The sequence below is a fragment of the Fulvimarina pelagi HTCC2506 genome (assembly GCF_000153705.1).
GTDB classification, from domain to species: Bacteria; Pseudomonadota; Alphaproteobacteria; order Rhizobiales; family Rhizobiaceae; genus Fulvimarina; species Fulvimarina pelagi.
The window spans coordinates 2,559,383-2,576,896 of the sequence record NZ_DS022272.1 but is presented as its reverse complement, the minus strand read 5'-3'; the positions used below and the strand labels follow the sequence as shown (position 1 = coordinate 2,576,896).

Here is a 17,514-nt window from a genome sequence, read left to right as displayed (position 1 = left end):
CGACCCTCGCATGGGACAAACACATGGACCCTCGGTCACTATGGCCGGGGGCTTTTGTATGGGACGTCCGAACCTCGTCACTTCAGAAACGCGATGGGCAGGCCTGCGATCAGTTGAGATCGGCGACGAGCCTTCCGCGCTTGCGGGTCTCAGCAATGAGTTTGCCGAATGTCTTGATGCCGCGGGCTTCGAGAAGTGGAAGCATGCGCTTCATCGCCTCGGCGGTAACGCGTGCATCGCCGAGCGCCGTGTGCCGGTCTTTTTTCTCGATCCGTATTCCCAAACGCTCGCAGACCACATCCAGCATATGTCGTTCGGTCGTTCCGAAGATTATCGCCGAAACGAGGACCGTATCGACGATCGGATGGTCGAAAGCGACGCCCATCGCTTTTTCGTGACGGCGCAGGAAGCTCATGTCGAAGGGAGCATTGTGGGCTACCAGCACCGACTCCTTCGAAAATTCGAAGAAACGGCGTCCGGCCTCGGCGATCCGTGGTTGCCCCATCACCATTTTGTCCGTGATGCCGTGAATCTTCGAGGAGGCGCGCGGGATCGGGCCGCCCGGGTCGACAAGCGTGTCGAACGTCTCGCCCTCCACGAGCTTGCCGTCGACGATGCGGATCGCGCCGATCTGCACGATCTCGTCCCGATGTGGGATGAGCCCGGTCGTCTCGGTATCGAAGACGCAATACACGAGATCGCGTAGGGGACAGTCTATCAGGCTGGGCGGCGGCTCCCGATCGAGCAGCGAGAAATCGTAGACCAGCGGTCGGGCGGCATCTGGCGCAAGCCGAATATTCGCAGTCTGGAAAGCCAGAAGATAGCCGCCATCGGCGAACGAACGCATCACCGCCGAATGAGTAATGCTTTGGCCGATGTCCGAAAGGTCAAAAGCGATTTCATTGCCGTCATTCGCAAGCGCCTGCTTGGCTCTCCCCAACGCCGACTCTTCGAAATAATCCGAGATTGGCGCATTCAGGCGCGGGGTTGCGGTCTGTGCGAGAATTTCAGCGGCCTGACCGTCGTAGAGCACGATTTTATCGGTTGCACTAACGACGATTGTCGCGACGGGTATCTCCGTGAGGCAAGCGGTGAGACGCTGCCGCTCTACCTCCAGCCGGGCCGTTTCGCGTGCGACTGTTCCGGCCGTCTCGAAGGTCGCCTCGCCGAGTCTGCGGGTTACCGCGTCGGCCGCATGGGCGAGGTCTCCGAGATAGTGCGTCTCGGCAAGGTCGATCTCGTGGGATGTGTTGCAATGGGCCCGCACGCGCATCTCCGCCGCAAGCCGATCTATCGGCCGAGCGATATACTTGTCGAAGGCGAACCAGGCGGACATGACGAGGCCGAGCAGTAGAAATCCCGCGATGATGAGTGGGCCGACGACGCTATCGATCGGCACAACGCCGCGATAGACACCCGAACCGAAAGCGACACCGACAGCAGCGACACAGGCAACGGCGAGCGCCGAAAAAAGCAGAAAGACACGAAGGCGCACGGAAACCGCCTTCATCGACCGCCTCCCTTGTCGTAGCTGTGACTTAACTTTGCCATTGCCGACCTACGCCAGGGGACCGAGCCGGTGGCCTATCGCCGACTGCAGGCCCTTGATTACGACGAAAGCATTGCGGAGATGCGATCTTTCGAAATCGGATAACCGCCAGGGCTCCATGAAATTATCCGGGCTTTCGCCGCCCTTCACGCGCCGAACCTGATGTTCGAGCCGTGTCTGCGCGATCAGATCGAAAGCATCCAATAGCGCCTGCCCGTCGCGCTGGGAGACGACCTTGGCTGCGCGTGCCGCCTCCAGCCGGGCGCGGGTGTTGACCGGGGCGAGCCGTCCGCGGATGGCATAAATGCGTGCGAGGTCTGTTACGGGCACGACACCGTTGTGCTTCAAATCGAGTGTGTTTTTGTGTTCGCCGGAGCGGATGGTCGCAAAGCCGCGGAACAGGCCGAGCGGCGGTTGGTGTTTAAGCGCGTTCGCTGTCATGTGTTTAACGAAAATCGAGTTCTTTGAGGCGGCCTCCAATGTGTCGTGTTGGAGAGCATCGAAGAGTGCAGAATCGCCGCCGATCGGGCGGAGATCGAACATTACCGAGGCTAGCATCTGGGCCATCGGGTCGGGCCGAGCGATCCACTTGTCAAAATAGGCACGCCAGACGCCGACCTTTTGGCGCCACTGGGAATTCGTCGCCATCATCTCGCCCGGACAATAGAAATAACCGCAGGCGTTGAGCCCGTCGCAGACGAAGCGAGCGAAGTCCTCGAACCACCCCATCGCCTCGGGTCCGGCGTCATCGGCAATTATGAGGCAGTTGTCTTGATCGGAGAGGCCGGTCTGCTCCTGACGGCCCTGGCTGCCGCAAGCGGCCCAGCAGTATGCTGCGGGGGCATCTCCGAGCTCATGATGTGCCAGCCTTATGAGCCGCCTGGTGATCGCGTCGGCAATATCAGTGATCAGGCGCGTCGTGACCTCGTGTCTGTGGCCGGCGGCAACGAGACTGACAAGGAGGTTCGGTATCTTCCGCGCGATCTCCGCCATCTGATCGACACTTGGCGCGCTCGCTACGGCCGAGACGAAATCGGCGGAGCTATCGGCCTGCCAGCGCGTGAGATTCGTCTGAGTGACGATACCCACGAGTTCGCCGAACTCGCAGATCGGCAAATGCCCGATGCCCCGTTCGACCATGGTGTGAAGCACGTCCGAACCAAGCATGGAGGGTTCGAGCGTCACGGGATTGCGCGTCACTATGTCGGAGACCGGCGTCGCCGGTGAAAGGCCCTCTGCTACAACCTTGCCGGAGAGATCGCGCATCGTGACGATGCCGGTCAGTTTGCCGTGTTCGGTCATGCAGAGCGAAGAAATTCCGTGCTTTCGCATCCGCCGTGCGGCTTCCTGAACCGTATCGTCCGGTGCGCAGGTGATAGGCCCTCGAACCATGAGTTCTTCGATGCGCGTATTGGCTAATGTTCGTTGGGGCGGTCTCTCGCGCGGAGTGCGGGAGAAGAAGGCGCGAAAAGGCTCGTGATCGGCGATCAGCTGGGCGAACATCGGTGCCGGCAGAACGAGAAGCATCGTTTCGGTGATCGCCCTGGCCTCGGTCAGCGCCCGCCCATCTTCGAGTAGCCCGCGCTCACCGAAGGAGTTGCGCCGCCCGAGCAGCGAAACCGGGGCGCCGTGCTCGTTGACGATCTCCACCTCTCCGGACCAGACGACGAAGAGCCCTTCGAGCTCTTCGTCGAGGAAGAAGATCGACCCGCCAGCCGGAACGGTCTTTACGCCCATGCCGCTGGCGACGACCTTTCGGACTTCGGCACTGAGATCGGCGTAAGGGTGGAGCCCTTCGAGAAAATGCACGATCGCTTCAGTTGAGACTGTCATCCGAGCTCTTCGTCCGGTTCACCTACGTGTCCTCGCGCGCATTCTGCCGATGCTCACCGCCTCGGTCTCTCTTTCTGATCCTTTATTTGAAATATAGCGCCGAACACGCGCAACATCGAAGCGGACGGCGGCAGATCCGAATAGCTGGACTCGCACTTGCCAGCATACCCTGGAATTCGCACGTTCCTCTTCGACATACCGCAGCGCGCGAACGCGGCAATTTCGTCTTCCAAAAGGCGCGGCTGATATGCTCGCGGCGCCTTCTGTCGTCGACGTTTGCGTCAAAGGCCCACGCGGCAAGCCTCGAATGGCACTGCAGAAAGTCGCCCGCGCCCAGTCATCCTCTGAGAGGCTTCAATTCGACGAGCTGACGCAAAAATCGCATGCTCATCGTCGTTCCTGAAAGGAAGGCATCGGGCGATGCGCTTGTACCGCCCGATGCTGGTGTCATGTCAGGCTGCAAGATCGTATCGGTCGAGCATCATCACCTTGTTCCAGGCTGCGACGAAGTCTTTGACCAATCGATCGTGTCCGTCGTTCGCGCCGTAGACCTCTGCGATTTGGCGAAGCTGGGAATTGGCGCCGAAGATCAAATCACAGCGTGTCGCCGTGAACTTCACTTCGTTCGTCTTGAAATCGTTCAAAGTGAACGACATTCCGTCCTCGTCCGCCTTTTTCCAAGTGTACGCCGGTGAGGTCAGATTGACGAAGAAATCGTTCGTCAACGTGCCGGGCCGGTCGGTAAAGACACCATGCTTGGAGCCGTCCCAGTTCGTGTCCAGAACGCGGAGGCCGCCGACGAGCGCCGTCCATTCCGGAGCAGTCAATGACAGAAGCATCGCCCGATCGAGGAAGAGTTGCTCTGGTGGTACGTTGTAGACGATATCCTCGCGGTGATAGTTGCGGAAACCGTCCGAAACCGGCTGCAGCCACTCGAAGAACTCGACGTTCGTCAATTCCTGAGTCGTGTCCATGCGGCCTGGCGTGAACGGAACGGTGACGTCGACACCGGCATCCTTCGCTGCCTTCTCGACCGCTGCACAACCACCAAGCACGACCGCATCGGCAAGTGATATTCGCTTGTTGCCTGACTGCGCGTCGTTGAACTCGTCGGCGATCAAACGCAGTGCTTTCAGTACCTTCTCGGTTCTACCGGGATCGTTGACCTCCCAACCGCTCTGCGGTTCCAGCGCGATGCGACCGCCATTCGCACCGCCGCGCTTGTCAGAGTCACGATAGGTGGACGCCGAACTCCAAGCCACGAAGACCAGATCGGAAACCGACAGGCCGGCGTTCATCATCTTCGATTTGAGGGTCGCTATATCCGACTCGTTGACAACCTCGTGATCGAGATCTGGAATTGGATCCTGCCAGTCGAGATCCTCTTCCGGTACTTCTGGTCCGAGATAACGAACTTTCGGACCCATGTCGCGATGGACGAGCTTGAACCAGGCGCGTGAGAATGCGTCGGTGAAGGCGTCAAAGTCGTTCAAGAACTTTTCACAGACCTTCCGATATTCTGGATCCGTGATGAGCGCGATGTCGGACGTCATCATCATCAGCGGGTGCATCTCGTCCGTGTGCGCGTCCGGGGTCTTCGGTGCGTTGGGATCCTTTGGCTTCCACTGGAGAGCACCGGCCGGCGACTTGGTTTGCTCCCATTCGAACTTGAAAAGGTTCGTCAGGTAGTCGTTGTCCCACTTGGTCGGGTTCGGCGTCCAAGAACCCTCGATCCCGTTCGTCATCGTATATTGGGCAAAGCCGGTGCCCTTGGGGTTGTGCCAGCCCATACCCATTGCCTCGATCGGGGCGCCTTCCGGAGCCGGACCGATTTCCTCGGGCGGCGTCATTCCGTGCGATTTGCCGAAGGCGTGACCACCCGCAATCAGCGCGACCGTCTCTTCGTCGTTCATCGCCATTCGGCTGAAGGTCGTGCGGATATCACGGGCAGAATCCATCGGATCACCGTTTCCGTTCGGACCTTCGGGATCGACGTAAATCAACGACTGGTGCGAGGCTGCGAGCGGGTTCTCCAGATCGTAGTATTCGTCCTTCGGCTCGCCCTCCCACCTCAGTGTGCGGGTTACCATCTGGTTGGGATGGCCTTCCAGTGGACCGGGTGCAGACTCACTGGGCTTCTTGCCGTTCCAGCCTTCAGGTCCCCAATAGGTCGCGCGGTCCGGCTCCCACGCATCGACGCGCCCGCCGCCGAAGCCAAAGGTCGGAAAACCCATGATTTCGAGCGAGCAGTTGCCTGCGAGGATGTAGAGATCGGCCCAGGACAGCGCGGCCCCGTATTTCTGCTTGATCGGCCAGAGCAGACGACGCGACTTGTCGGTATTGCCGTTGTCCCACCACGAGTTGATCGGCGCGAAGCGCTGCATGCCTTCGGACGCCCCGCCACGGCCATCGGCCCGGCGATAGGTGCCGGCGGAATGCCACGCCATGCGGATCATCTGCGGGCCGTAATTCCCGTAATCGGACGGCCACCAGTCGACTGACGAGGTCAGAAAGGCTTTGATGTCCTTCTTCACCTCGTCGAGATCGAGTGTCTTGAAAGCTTTAGCGTAATCGAAACTCTTGCCGAGTGGGTTCGCTTCAATCGGGTCCTGATGCAGCAGTTCGACCTTCAGCCGGTTGGGCCACCAATGGTCGAGTTGTGGTTCCGACCCCTGTGCACCGCCGATACGCGTACCGCCGAAGGGGCATTCACCGCGGTTGGGGATATCTGCTTTGATATTCATGATGTTGGACCTCTCTGGCAAAGTCATTCTCGGCACCGCCGCGCCGTTGATGGCACCACCGTCTCCCGGTGCGGCTCCGACGAGAACCTAGAGACGTTCGGCACATGCCGCGTCTCCTGCGACGAATGGGCTCAGCGGCACGCGAGAAACTTTGGAAGTTCGGGTGTATCGCTCAGCCCCGCTGGCGCATGCGCTTCTGATCCGTCCCCACTGGCCAAATGACTTGGACGACAATCGGGAACAAGACGCATATTCCAAAACGCATATCGGTCGTCTGTCTCACTCATTTAATCCCGGTCGCGTCGGCAGTCTACGTCGACGGGAGCACGCACTCTCTTTCAAATACGCAGACCTTGGCTCATGGTACCCGAATGCGAGGAGCCCAGACCCCAAAATCCCGGCGCGGAAAGCGCGTATTGCTGCTTGGTGCAACAGGGACGATCGGTCGCGCAACGGTGCGCGCCCTCATCAACGAGGGGTATGAAGTCGTCTGCTTCGTGAGAAGCCAGACTGGCTTGGGCAAACCGCAGATTATGGACACTTTACGGTGCCTCGAAGGGGCGGAGTTGCGTTTCGGCGATGTGACCGATCCCACATCCTTCGAAAAAAATGGTCTGCAAGGCGAGGCGTTCGACGCACTGGTCACTTGCCTCGCATCGCGCACGGGGGCGCCAGAGGATGCCTGGGCGATCGACTACCGAGCGAATTCGAGCGCCCTGAAGGCGGCACTTGCAGCCGGTATCGAACAGGTAGTCCTCCTATCGGCGATCTGCGTCCAGAAGCCGCTCCTTGCCTTTCAGAAGGCCAAACTCGCGTTCGAGGCTGAACTTATTGCTTCCGGCCTCACCTATTCGATCGTCAGACCTACGGCCTTCTTCAAGTCCCTGTCTGGACAGGTAGATAGGGTGCGGCAAGGCAAGCCCTATATCATATTCGACGACGGCCGACTGACGGCTTGCAAGCCGATCAGCGATGGCGATTTGGCCCGCTATATTGTGCGATGCCTTTACGATGAAACCCTCTGGAACAGGGTACTCCCGATCGGTGGACCGGGACCGGCAATCAACCCACGCGAACAGGGTGAGGCGCTTTGTCGGATGCTCGGGCGCAGGCCGGTTTTCAGGCAAGTACCAACATGGTTCCTGTCCTCGATCGCCAGCGGATTGCGGCCGCTGTCAGTTGTGAGCCCACGTCTTGCAGTGAAGGCGGAACTTGCCCGGATCGGCTACTACTACGCTACCCAGTCTATGCTGGTACTGGATCCGGTCAGCAGAACATACGCTGCGGAGCTGACGCCGGAGACCGGAACCGAGACGCTTTTCGAGTTCTATCGCCAACTCGTCGAAGGCATTTCAACCGTCGAACGCGGCGACCACGCCGTGTTTTAATCGACGAAGGCGCAAGAGTTCGCCAGCTAAAGATTTGAAATGCCTGAAAAATCGATCGTTAAAACTTGCAATCTCTCAAATGCGTGATAAGCATTTGATGTTCCGAAGATCTCTCATGGCTGCGGGATCTGGCGGCACCTCGACTGATGCTACCGATTGGATTGGAGGGATTGACGATGGAAACTGCGAAACGCATCAGCGCCCGCCAAACCGCGCTTGAGGCGCCGCTAGACACCGCGGCGATCGAGGCCGTGGAGCACGTGATCCGCGAGGCGGCGAGCCTGATTGAAGCGGCACAGGCAGAAATGGTTCGCGACGATGCGAGCGTCGGCATTTTGGCTGCCAAGCTCGTCGATGCCCGTAACGCAATAGAGGGAGCGGCGTCCAAATTGCTGACCGAGGCAAGGGACGCCTTTCCAATTAAAGACATGCAAGTCTACGGTCTAGCATCGGCTGCCGCTGACGGTGACGACTACGCTTGTGGTGTCATCGCAATGGGCGAGAGCATTCACCGTCGAGGCGAATATTTGATTTAACGTTCAGTCATCCCGCAAGCCGCTTTGCCACGTGAATGTCGGCTAGGTTGGGGTCAATCTGCTGCTCCACCCCATAGATCTGACGCATTTTGGATAATCCAGACGACGCCGAACCGCCAACCGTCTGCTCAGCGGGGCAAGCTGAGAACGCGGCTGATTCTCTAGTTCGCTACTCGCTTCGTAATTCTGACCGGCACGGATTTTGCGGCCGGCACGTGGGCTCGGCGGGAATGGTGCCAAAGCGGGATCAGAGCGTTGAGCTCCGGAAAATAACCGGCGCAATCGCCAGCTGGTATGTTCCAGGCGTGCACTCGATAGTCTTCCGCCTTGCGGGCAACACCATCGTCGGCGACCGTTTCAATATCGATCCGATCGTGGTCAGTTAGTCCGAGCCGTTTCATGTCGGCAGCATTCATGAGGATGATCATGCGGGTGCCGTCGACCCCGCGCAGTCGGTCGTCGTAGCCATAGACGGAAGTATTGAACTGGTCGTTCGATCGTACAGTGATCAACTTGAAGACATCGGGTGAAGTCGTATCGATGTCCGGGTTCACGTCGAAGCCTTCTGGTATCAGAAAATGCGCCCTCCCAGTTTCGGTGCGCCATTCACGCTTGGAGGCGCCAATATCCCTATGGAAACCTCCGGGCTCACGAAAACGCTCGTTGAACTGGCTGAAATCGTCCGGATAGGCGCGTTCGATCGCGTCGCGGATTTTCGAATAATCGGCGACCCATTCGTCCCAGGGCACACTCGACTTGCCGTCAATCGTCGCTTTCGCGAGTTCGGCGGTGATCCTCGGTTCCGAAAGGAGTTCCTTTGATGCCGGCTCCGTCCTGCCGAACGAGGCATGGATACAGGCGGTCGAGTCCTCGATCGATACGGTCTGATCGACCCCGTTCTGGGTATCGCGCTCCAGGCGCCCAAGGCAGGGCAGGATATATGTGTTCTCTGCAGCGAGCAGATGATTGCGATTGAGTTTTGTCGAGATCTGCACATTGAGGCGCATCTTACGCCAAGCTTGCTCAATGGCGGCCGTTTCCGGCACGGCACGAGAGAAATTGCCACCTAGGCAGACAAAGCCCTTAACGGACCCATCGAGGATGCCCTCGCAGGATTCGACCGTATCGCGGCCTTTCTCCTTCGGGACGGTGAAGTCGTAGAACGCCTCGAACTTCTCCACCGGGATGAGCTCGAGCTTTTCCGTGATGCCGACGGTGCGCTGCCCCTGCACGTTGGAATGACCGCGGATCGGCGAGATGCCGGCGCCGGTCTTGCCCATCATGCCCCGCATCAACAGAAGGTTTACAAGCATTTGCACGTTCTCGATCCCGTGCCGATGCTGGGTGAGCCCCATGCCGTAATTGGCGATGACGCGCTCGGCCTTCGAATATACACGGCCGGTATGTTCGAGATCCGAGCGTGTAAGGCCTGAACAGCGCTCAATCTCGGTCCAGTCCGCGTCCCGGACAAAACTCTCGAAAGCTTCGAAGCCGTGACAGTGCTCTTCGATGAAGGCAGTGTCGAGAACACGCGGCTTCCCTGCCTCCGTTGCCGCATCGTCGAGCGCGAATACAGCCTTTGCGATGCCCGTCATCGCCGCGATGTCGCCACCACCCTTCAGCTGATAGTAGTCGCTGGACATCTTCGTGCCTTCGTCCGGCGAGAGCATTTCGAACGGTTGCTGAGGGCTCTTGAAGCGCATCAGCCCGCGTTCCTGCAGCGGATTGAAGGTGATGACCGGTGCGCCGCGCTTGCGCGCTTCCTGCACCCAATGGAGCAGGCGGGGGGCGTTGGTGCCGGTGTTGTGCCCGAAGAAGAACATCATGTCGCAGGCGTCGAAATCGTCGAGTGTGACCGTCCCGACTGGCGAACCGATCGATTCCGGCAATCCGACGGACGTCGACTCGTGGCACATGTTCGAGGAATCCGGCAGGTTGTTGGAACCATAGATGCGCGCGAACAGCTGCCACATATGCGAGGCTTCGAGCGATGCCCGGCCAGAGACGTAGAAGACGACGGATTTCGGATCCATGTCGTTGAGCAGAGCGCCTATTTCCCTGAAGGCCTTGTCCCAAGCGATCGGGATATACTGATCGAGGCTCGGATCGTATTTCAACGGCGTCGTCAGCCGGCCCTGCTTTTCGAGGTCGTGGTCAGTCCATTCGAGAAGTTCGGAAACCGTATGTTTTCGAAAGAAATCGCGATCGCAGCGTTTTGGTGTAATCTCCCAAAGTGTCGCTTTGGCGCCGTTCTCACAGTATTCGAAAGGCCGCGGATCAGCAGGTTTTGCCCAGGAACATGACACGCACTGATATCCGCCCGCCTTGTTCTGGCGCTCTAGCGTCGCCCAGACTGTAGAGGTCAGGAGGCCTTCCTGCGCTGACTTTTCGACGAGGGATTTAATCGAGCCCCATCCCCCAGTTGGACGGTCGTAAGGTTCGATGGTCGGCTTGTCGGTATTCTCGCTGCGGTCCATCGGTATCGTTCCTCCTCGTCGTCCGAGCGGCAGGATTGATAAATCCGGCGCCTACGGGAACTAACGCGCAAGCCGGAATCCGGTTCGGAAGGCCGGATCGTCGCAGTCCTTTGCCGACTTGCGAATTCGACCGACGTTAGCGTTCGACCACCAGCCTGCGTCCGGATCTCAGGAGCGGTCCGATCTTCATCATGTCTTTCGGCGCAACTGCGATGCAGCCTTCAGTGGGCGGATAGTCCGGTTTGGCGATATGAAAAAAGATGGCGCTGCCCCGGTGACGCGCACGCGATCTGAAGTTCCAGTCGAGAATAACAACGAAATCGTAGAGGCGATCGCCGCGTACCATTGTTTCGTTGCTTGCGGGGAAGGGGCGGCGTACCGGTCGGTTATAGGCTGCGTGTTGCGGCGCATCGCACCAGCCGTCGACAGGACGAGTAATCTTTATCGGTAGGGTCGTTCGCGGTCGATATATCTGTTTGTGACGATGGCGCGTGGACAAGAGGGGCATCGCGGCGACTGGGGTGGCGCCATCGCCCTCGCGCTTGAAGATTGTCGTGGAAGAACGCCCCAAGGCGCATTGTATTCGATACGGTCCGGCGGCAAGAATGGCGCGAAGCGGGGATAGCGGCGAACGGCGTACGATCAGCGACATACTGTTTCTACCGGAGCGAAAAAATGGTTTGTCAAGCTAAGTCGTGCGTCTATTTGATCACAATGTTTGACGATCCGGGCCGAACGCGTCCCGAGACAGCCATGATGAAAGACGCATGAACCAGCGCACCATACTTATCGTCGATGACGACGATGACCTCCGGCACACCCTCGCCGAACAACTGGCCCTGCACGAAGAATTCAGCGTAAGCCAAGAGTCTTCAGCCTCAAAAGGCATCCAGGCGGCACGGGCCGGCGTGATCGATCTGCTCGTCATCGATATCGGCCTCCCCGATATGGACGGCCGCGAGGCGGTTAAGGTGCTGCGCAAGGGCGGCTTCAAGTCGCCGATCATCATCCTTACCGGCCAAGATGCTGACGCCGATACGATACTCGGGCTTGAAGCCGGCGCGAACGATTACGTGACGAAGCCGTTCCGTTTTGCCGTGCTCCTCGCGCGCATCCGCGCACAACTCCGCCAGCACGAGCAGAGCGAGGACGCGACGTTCCAAGTTGGGCCCTATGTTTTTAAGCCGAGCCAAAAGCTGCTCGTCGACGACAAGGGTACAAAAATCCGGCTGACCGAGAAGGAAACGGCGATCATTCGCTTCCTCTACCGGGCCGATCGCGGCGTCATCACGCGCGACGTGCTTCTGGAGGAGGTCTGGGGATACAATTCCGGCGTCACCACCCATACGCTGGAAACCCACGTCTATCGCCTGCGCCAGAAGATCGAACCGGATCCGTCCAATGCAAGGCTCCTCGTCACGGAGTCGGGCGGGTACAAGCTGGTCCCCTGAGCGCTTCGAACGGAGGGGGTTTCGGTGAGCCTGCAAAGCGATATCGCAGTCCTCCGAAGCGTGACGCTGTTCGACGATCTTGACGATGACGCCCTGCGACTGCTGGCGTTTGGCGCCGATCATCGCCGGTTTCCCGCCGGCGATACGATCTTCCGCGAATCCGCGATCGCCGATGCAGGGTTTGTCGTCGCTGATGGAACGGTGACGCTTTCGACTGGCAGCCCGGACAAGCCGAAGATCGTCGGTGCCTATGGTCCGGGAACGCTGCTCGGCGAGATGGCGCTGATCACCGACACTCGGCGGCCGGCGACAGCCAGAGCAGAAACGCAATGCGATCTCTTACGGATCGGGCGCGCGCATTTTCGACGTCTGCTCGAGGAGTACCCGAACTTCGCGGCCGGGCTCGAGGCCCGGCTGCGCGATCGGTTCATTCAAATGACGAGGCAACTGGCCGCGATGCAGGATCGATTCGTCGACTGACGCGCCTTAGGCGGCAACGGCACGCAGCGCGTCGCAGATATTGTCGACCACGTCTTCCACCATCTGTGGGTCGTCGCCCTCGGCCATCACGCGGATCAGCGGTTCGGTGCCGGATGGTCGGATGACCAAACGGCCCGAATTGCCAAGGCGGTTCCGGCCAGTCTCGATCACGGTTTTGACTTCGTCCTTTTCCAGCGGCATTCCGCCGCCGAAGCGGACATTTTTCAGGAATTGCGGCACCGGTTGGAAGCGTCGGCAGACATCGGAGACCTTACCGCCGCGCTGCTTGACGACCGCGAGCACCTGAAGCGCCGATATGAGGCCGTCGCCGGTCGTGCCGTAGTCGGAGAGGACGATATGACCGGACTGCTCGCCGCCGACATTGTAGCCGTGCTCGCGCATGTGCTCGACGACGTAGCGGTCGCCGACCTTGGTGCGGGCCAGCAGCAGGTTCTGGGCTTCGAGGAAGCGCTCCAGGCCGAGATTGGACATGATGGTGGCGACGATGCCGCCGGCTGCGAGTCGGCCATCGTCGTTCCAGCTTTCGGCGATGACCGCCATCAACTGGTCGCCGTCGACGATCTCCCCGCGCTCGTCGACGACCAATACGCGGTCTGCGTCGCCGTCGAGTGCGATGCCGATATCGGCGCGGACTTCGTTGACCTTGGCGATGAGGGCATTCGGCGAGGTGGAGCCGCAATCGCGGTTGATGTTGGTGCCGTCCGGGCTCGTGCCGATCTCGACGACATCGCCGCCGAGTTCCCACAGCACCTTGGGCGCCACGTCGTAGCCGGCACCGTTGGCGCAATCGATCGCAATCCGGAGGCCGTCGAACGAGATTTCGCGGGGGAGTGTGCGCTTGGCGAACTCGATATAGCGGTCATGGACCCCGTCGATGCGTGTCGCGCGACCCATGCCCGCGCCTGTCGGCATGCGGTTGGTGAGGTCTTCTTCGAGAAGGGCCTCGATCTGCGTCTCGATCTGATCGGAGAGCTTGTAGCCGTCTGGGCCGAACAGTTTGATCCCGTTGTCCTCGAACGGATTGTGCGAGGCCGAAATCATGACGCCGATGTCGGCGCGCAGCGAGCGCGTCAGCATGGCGACCGCGGGCGTCGGCATTGGGCCGAGTAGGAAGACATCCATGCCAGCGGCGGTGAAGCCGGCGACCATCGCGTTTTCAAGCATGTAGGACGAGCGACGGGTATCCTTGCCGATGACGACCCGGTGCCGGTGTTCGCCGCGATGAAAAACGAGCCCGGCCGCCATGCCTACTCTGAGCGCGACCTCCGGCGTCATCGGAAAGCGGTTCGCCTTTCCGCGAATTCCATCCGTGCCGAAATACCGTCGCGCCATGGTCGTCTCCGAAGTCGTTGGTTCTTGCACTGGGATTCCGTATGCGGCCCAGCTTGGTCATGGTCCTGCAACAGCGAGGATATTGCGCCGATTGCTGGGCAATCAGACAGGCGTCGATGGGTTTGCGTTCGAGTGTGGGATTTCTAGCACGTTCGCGAAGGTCGCCGATGGGGTTTCGCGGGGTGTGGTGAACGGGTGAGAACAATGTGAAGGTGCGCGATCGTTGGCCACCGGGACGGCGGACCCTATCCGCCTCAGATGCGTCCGGTCTGTCCGCGATGGCGCAGATAGTGGTCCGCTATGGCACAGGCGACCATGGCCTCGCCGATCGGTACGGCGCGGATGCCGACACACGGATCGTGCCGACCCTTGGTGACGACCTCGATCTCGTTGCCATCGCGGTCAACTGAGCGCCGTGGCGTCAGGATGGATGAGGTCGGCTTGACGGCAAAGCGGGCAACGATGGGGGCGCCCGTCGAGATGCCCCCCAGAATACCGCCTGCATGGTTTGCTTCGAAAACCGGCTTTCCGTCCGGCCCGATGCGCATTTCGTCGGCGTTTTGAGTGCCCCGCAGAGCCGCTGAGGCAAAACCGTCGCCGATTTCGACGCCTTTGACCGCGTTGATCGACATGAGCCCTGCTGCGATCTCGGTGTCGAGCTTGGCGTAAAGTGGCGCGCCAAGGCCCGGAGGGACATTTTCGGCGATCACCTCGATGATGGCGCCGACGCTGTCGTGGCTCTTTCGGATTTCGTCGAGATAGCTCTCGAAAACTGAAATCGCATCGGCGTCGGGCGTGAAGAAGGGATTGTCCTGCCGTTCGACCACCGACCAGTCCCAGGCGGAACGGTCGATCGCCTTCTCGCCGATTTGGACGATAGCGCCGCGCACCTTCATGTCCGGAACGATCTTGCGGGCGATCGCGCCGGCAGCGACGCGCATCGCGGTCTCACGAGCTGAAGAGCGCCCGCCGCCGCGGTAATCGCGCAGGCCGTATTTCACGTCATAGGCATAGTCAGCGTGGCCGGGCCGGTATTGCTTGGCGATGTCGCCATAGTCCTTCGAGCGTTGGTCTACGTTGTCGATATGAAGCGCAATCGGCGTACCGGTCGTCACCATCACCGCCGGATCATCTTCGTCTGCGATGACGCCCGAGAGGACCGAGACTTCGTCCGGCTCGCGGCGCTGAGTGACGAAGCGCGATGACCCGGGGCGTCTGCGATCGAGTTCGGTTTGGATATCGCTAAGTGTGAATCGCAGCCCGGGCGGGCAGCCGTCGATCGTGCAGCCGATCGCCGGACCGTGGCTTTCGCCCCAAGTGGTGACGCGTAAGAGGTGCCCGAACGTATTGTGCGACATGGTTAACGCGATCCGAAATACAGGCGCGCCAAGCCTCTGAAGCGCGCCGGAAAGCCCGTCTATTGCAGCGCGACGCCCCGCGTCAAACAGGACTCACGAATTCGTCACGCAGCGATGCGCGGAAATGCCATAATCCGATCCCCATTTGACGGCGTGCGGTGCTCGAAGCAGCGAAGGCCGGCGAGACTGGCGAACGTGGGGACGTTCTCATTTCGCTTCGCTGACGAAAGCCCGGGCAAGAGGCGTAAACAGTCCGAGCCTTCGCGAAGTGCGGGCCTGGGCGGCATTCAGTCCAGAGTGTTCAAGAGGTGGGTTCATGTCACGACGTATCATCGCATTCTTCGCAAGCTCGTTCCTGACCGTCGCCATGACGATCCCGGCGAGCGCAGTGGAAGCGGAAGGCATCGTTCTCGAGGTGAACGAAGAATCCGAGCAGATGCAGCTCTCCGACGGCAAGACCTACGACCTACCGAAGAATTTCGATTACCGCGCAATCGCACCCGGTATGCCGGTCCACGTGATCTACGACGAGGCGAGCGGGCAAAACGTCTATCCGTTTTTCGGTTGACCGGCGAGCAAATCCGCGCCGGCCTCACAGCCAGCGCGGCCCATCTCGGTCGAAGGTCAGGATACGGTCTTGCGGCACAATCGTCATCGCCGCGTCTTGGCCTGAGATTCCGGCGTATTTCCGGAGTACCGCTCGGCTCACCCCTCCATGGGAGACGAGGATGGTCCTTGGCGTCAGTTCCGCAAGCAGCGGCTCGATGCGCGTGAGGAGTTCCGAATAAGACTCGGCATTCTCGCCGGGACAGCGGTAGTCCCACTTGTCGGCATCTCGTTCGGCAATCGCCTCAGGGTCGCTCTCGCCGATTTCTTCCAGCGTCGAACCCTCCCAGTCGCCGTATCCGACTTCGACCAATCGATCGTCCGTTTCGAACCCGTCGATCTCGAGACCGAGTTCCCTGCGGATGATCCGCATCGTCTCCTGGGCGCGCCCCAATGGCGATGCGATGTAGCGATAATCACCGACATTCGCGCCGAGCAAATTGCGGAGATAGGTGCCGTTTCGCCTAGCCTGCGCTCGGCCGAGGTCATTCAACGGAACTTCGCGCCGACCCTGCAGGCGCTCTTCAGCATTATAGTCCGTCTGCCCGTGACGGCAGAAGTAGACGTCTTCGACGATCATCGCTCTCGGGTGCCCTGATCTCGTTGCGGTGACCGGTCGGGAAGTGCCGGGATATCTCGCTGCTACTCGTCCTTGACGACGGAAATGTCTGGCGCATCCACGGCCTTCATGCCGACCGTATGGTAGCCCGAATCGACATGGTGGACCTCGCCAGTGACGCCTTTCGACATGTCAGACAGGAGATAGAGCGCGGACTGGCCGACCTCGTCAGTCGTGACTGTTCGCTTCAAAGGAGAGTTGTATTCATTCCATTTCAAGATGTATCGGAAATCGCCAATGCCTGAAGCGGCCAGCGTCTTGATCGGACCGGCGGAGATCGCGTTGACGCGGATCTTCTGATTTCCGAGATCGACCGCGAGATAGCGCACGGAGGCTTCCAGTGCGGCTTTTGCGACGCCCATCACGTTGTAATGAGGCATGACCTTCTCTGCGCCATAGTAAGTGAGCGTCAACATTGATCCTCCCTCGCTCATCAACCGCTGGGCGCGCGCAGCGACCGAGGTGAATGAATAGACCGAGATATCCATGGTCGAGAGGAAGTTGTCGCGGCTCGTATGGATATAGCGGCCGGTCAGTTCGGCTTTGTTCGAATATGCGACGGCGTGGACGAAGAAGTCGATCCTGCCCCACTTCTCGCTCAAGTGGTCGAAGATCGCGTCGACGCTTTCGTCATTGCCGACATCGCAGTGTCCGGCGACGTACGCGCCCAATTCTTCGGCCAGCGGAGCGACCCGCTTTTTCAGCGCATCATTCTGATAGGTGAGGGCGATTTCTGCGCCCTGATCAGCGAGAGCTTTGGCGATGCCGTATGCGATCGACCGATTGTTGGCGATGCCCATGATCAGGCCTCGTTTCCCCTTCATGAGACCGGACATCTGGGTCATTACGCCTCTCCTTGCCGCGAAAGCCGCGGGATTGTCTGTCGTTTGCACGTGCGGGTATGGCACAGGGCCGCAAGCCCTTCAAGAAAAGGCGAGCGACGGCGCAAACACCGATTGTTGCAACTATTTCGATGGGCTTTTCGGGCACGCGGATCGCGGCGACGCACAAACCGAGCGGAGTTGGGACACCTAATGAGTGTCAGCGACTTAGCGGCTGCGCCCACTGCAGAAGTTTGACGAAACAAACGGCCGCCATGCAACGGGTCACTCCGCCATCG

General features: G+C 59.9%; 14 protein-coding genes. 5 read left to right on the top strand and 9 right to left on the bottom strand.

Annotated elements, in window-relative coordinates; genetic code table 11:
- Positions 1-109: 109 nt before the first annotated feature.
- The 3 genes from FP2506_RS12105 to katG form a co-directional block, all read right to left on the bottom strand.
- Entirely contained in the window at positions 110-1,510 is a 1,401-nt protein-coding gene (locus FP2506_RS12105; RefSeq protein ID WP_007067787.1) for a 3'-5' exonuclease, read from the bottom strand.
- Positions 1,511-1,558: 48 nt separating this feature from the next.
- Entirely contained in the window at positions 1,559-3,382 is a 1,824-nt protein-coding gene (locus tag FP2506_RS12100; protein WP_007067786.1) for a DUF294 nucleotidyltransferase-like domain-containing protein, read from the bottom strand.
- 452 nt (positions 3,383-3,834) lie between these two features.
- The gene (katG, locus tag FP2506_RS12095) at positions 3,835-6,126 is read right to left on the bottom strand and encodes a catalase/peroxidase HPI (protein ID WP_007067785.1); all 2,292 of its coding nucleotides are present in this window, start codon (positions 6,124-6,126) and stop codon (positions 3,835-3,837) included.
- Between the two features lie 419 nt (positions 6,127-6,545).
- On the opposite strand from katG, the gene FP2506_RS12090 reads away from it, so the two are divergent.
- Together FP2506_RS12090 and FP2506_RS12085 are read left to right on the top strand one after the other, a co-directional pair.
- Entirely contained in the window at positions 6,546-7,514 is a 969-nt protein-coding gene (locus tag FP2506_RS12090) for an NAD(P)H-binding protein (RefSeq protein ID WP_040489836.1), read from the top strand.
- 176 nt (positions 7,515-7,690) lie between these two features.
- Complete coding sequence (locus FP2506_RS12085) at positions 7,691-8,050, top strand: hypothetical protein (RefSeq protein ID WP_040489123.1); 360 nt, start codon at positions 7,691-7,693, stop codon at positions 8,048-8,050.
- A 161-nt stretch (positions 8,051-8,211) separates the two neighbouring features.
- Here FP2506_RS12085 and FP2506_RS12080 read toward each other — a convergent pair whose 3' ends face one another.
- Positions 8,212-10,527, bottom strand: coding sequence for an FdhF/YdeP family oxidoreductase (locus tag FP2506_RS12080; RefSeq protein ID WP_007067782.1), 2,316 nt, complete (start codon positions 10,525-10,527; stop codon positions 8,212-8,214).
- Between the two features lie 136 nt (positions 10,528-10,663).
- Positions 10,664-11,179 (bottom strand): L,D-transpeptidase family protein, encoded by a 516-nt coding sequence (locus tag FP2506_RS12075; protein ID WP_040489122.1) that lies wholly within the window; start codon positions 11,177-11,179, stop codon positions 10,664-10,666.
- Positions 11,180-11,294: 115 nt separating this feature from the next.
- On the opposite strand from FP2506_RS12075, the gene FP2506_RS12070 reads away from it, so the two are divergent.
- Both FP2506_RS12070 and FP2506_RS12065 read left to right on the top strand, forming a co-directional pair.
- On the top strand, positions 11,295-11,978 hold the full coding sequence (locus FP2506_RS12070; RefSeq protein WP_007067779.1) for a response regulator transcription factor: 684 nt from the start codon (positions 11,295-11,297) through the stop codon (positions 11,976-11,978).
- Positions 11,979-12,002: 24 nt separating this feature from the next.
- Positions 12,003-12,458, top strand: a complete 456-nt coding sequence (locus tag FP2506_RS12065; protein WP_007067778.1) for a cyclic nucleotide-binding domain-containing protein — start codon at positions 12,003-12,005, stop codon at positions 12,456-12,458.
- Positions 12,459-12,464: 6 nt separating this feature from the next.
- On the opposite strand, the gene glmM is transcribed toward FP2506_RS12065, so the two are convergent.
- Positions 12,465-13,811, bottom strand: a complete 1,347-nt coding sequence (gene glmM / locus FP2506_RS12060) for a phosphoglucosamine mutase (protein WP_007067777.1) — start codon at positions 13,809-13,811, stop codon at positions 12,465-12,467.
- A gap of 254 nt (positions 13,812-14,065) precedes the next feature.
- A complete protein-coding gene (aroC, locus tag FP2506_RS12055; RefSeq protein WP_007067776.1) occupies positions 14,066-15,169 on the bottom strand; it encodes a chorismate synthase in 1,104 nt (367 codons plus the stop codon).
- Positions 15,170-15,485: 316 nt separating this feature from the next.
- Between aroC and FP2506_RS12050 the strand changes: the two genes are divergently transcribed.
- On the top strand, positions 15,486-15,737 hold the full coding sequence (locus tag FP2506_RS12050; RefSeq protein ID WP_007067775.1) for a DUF1344 domain-containing protein: 252 nt from the start codon (positions 15,486-15,488) through the stop codon (positions 15,735-15,737).
- Positions 15,738-15,761: 24 nt separating this feature from the next.
- Here the strand turns inward: FP2506_RS12050 and FP2506_RS12045 are convergent, their stop codons facing one another.
- Both FP2506_RS12045 and fabI read right to left on the bottom strand, forming a co-directional pair.
- On the bottom strand, positions 15,762-16,355 hold the full coding sequence (locus FP2506_RS12045) for a histidine phosphatase family protein (protein WP_007067774.1): 594 nt from the start codon (positions 16,353-16,355) through the stop codon (positions 15,762-15,764).
- A gap of 62 nt (positions 16,356-16,417) precedes the next feature.
- Entirely contained in the window at positions 16,418-17,239 is an 822-nt protein-coding gene (gene fabI, locus FP2506_RS12040; RefSeq protein ID WP_007067773.1) for an enoyl-ACP reductase FabI, read from the bottom strand.
- Positions 17,240-17,514 lie beyond the last annotated feature (275 nt).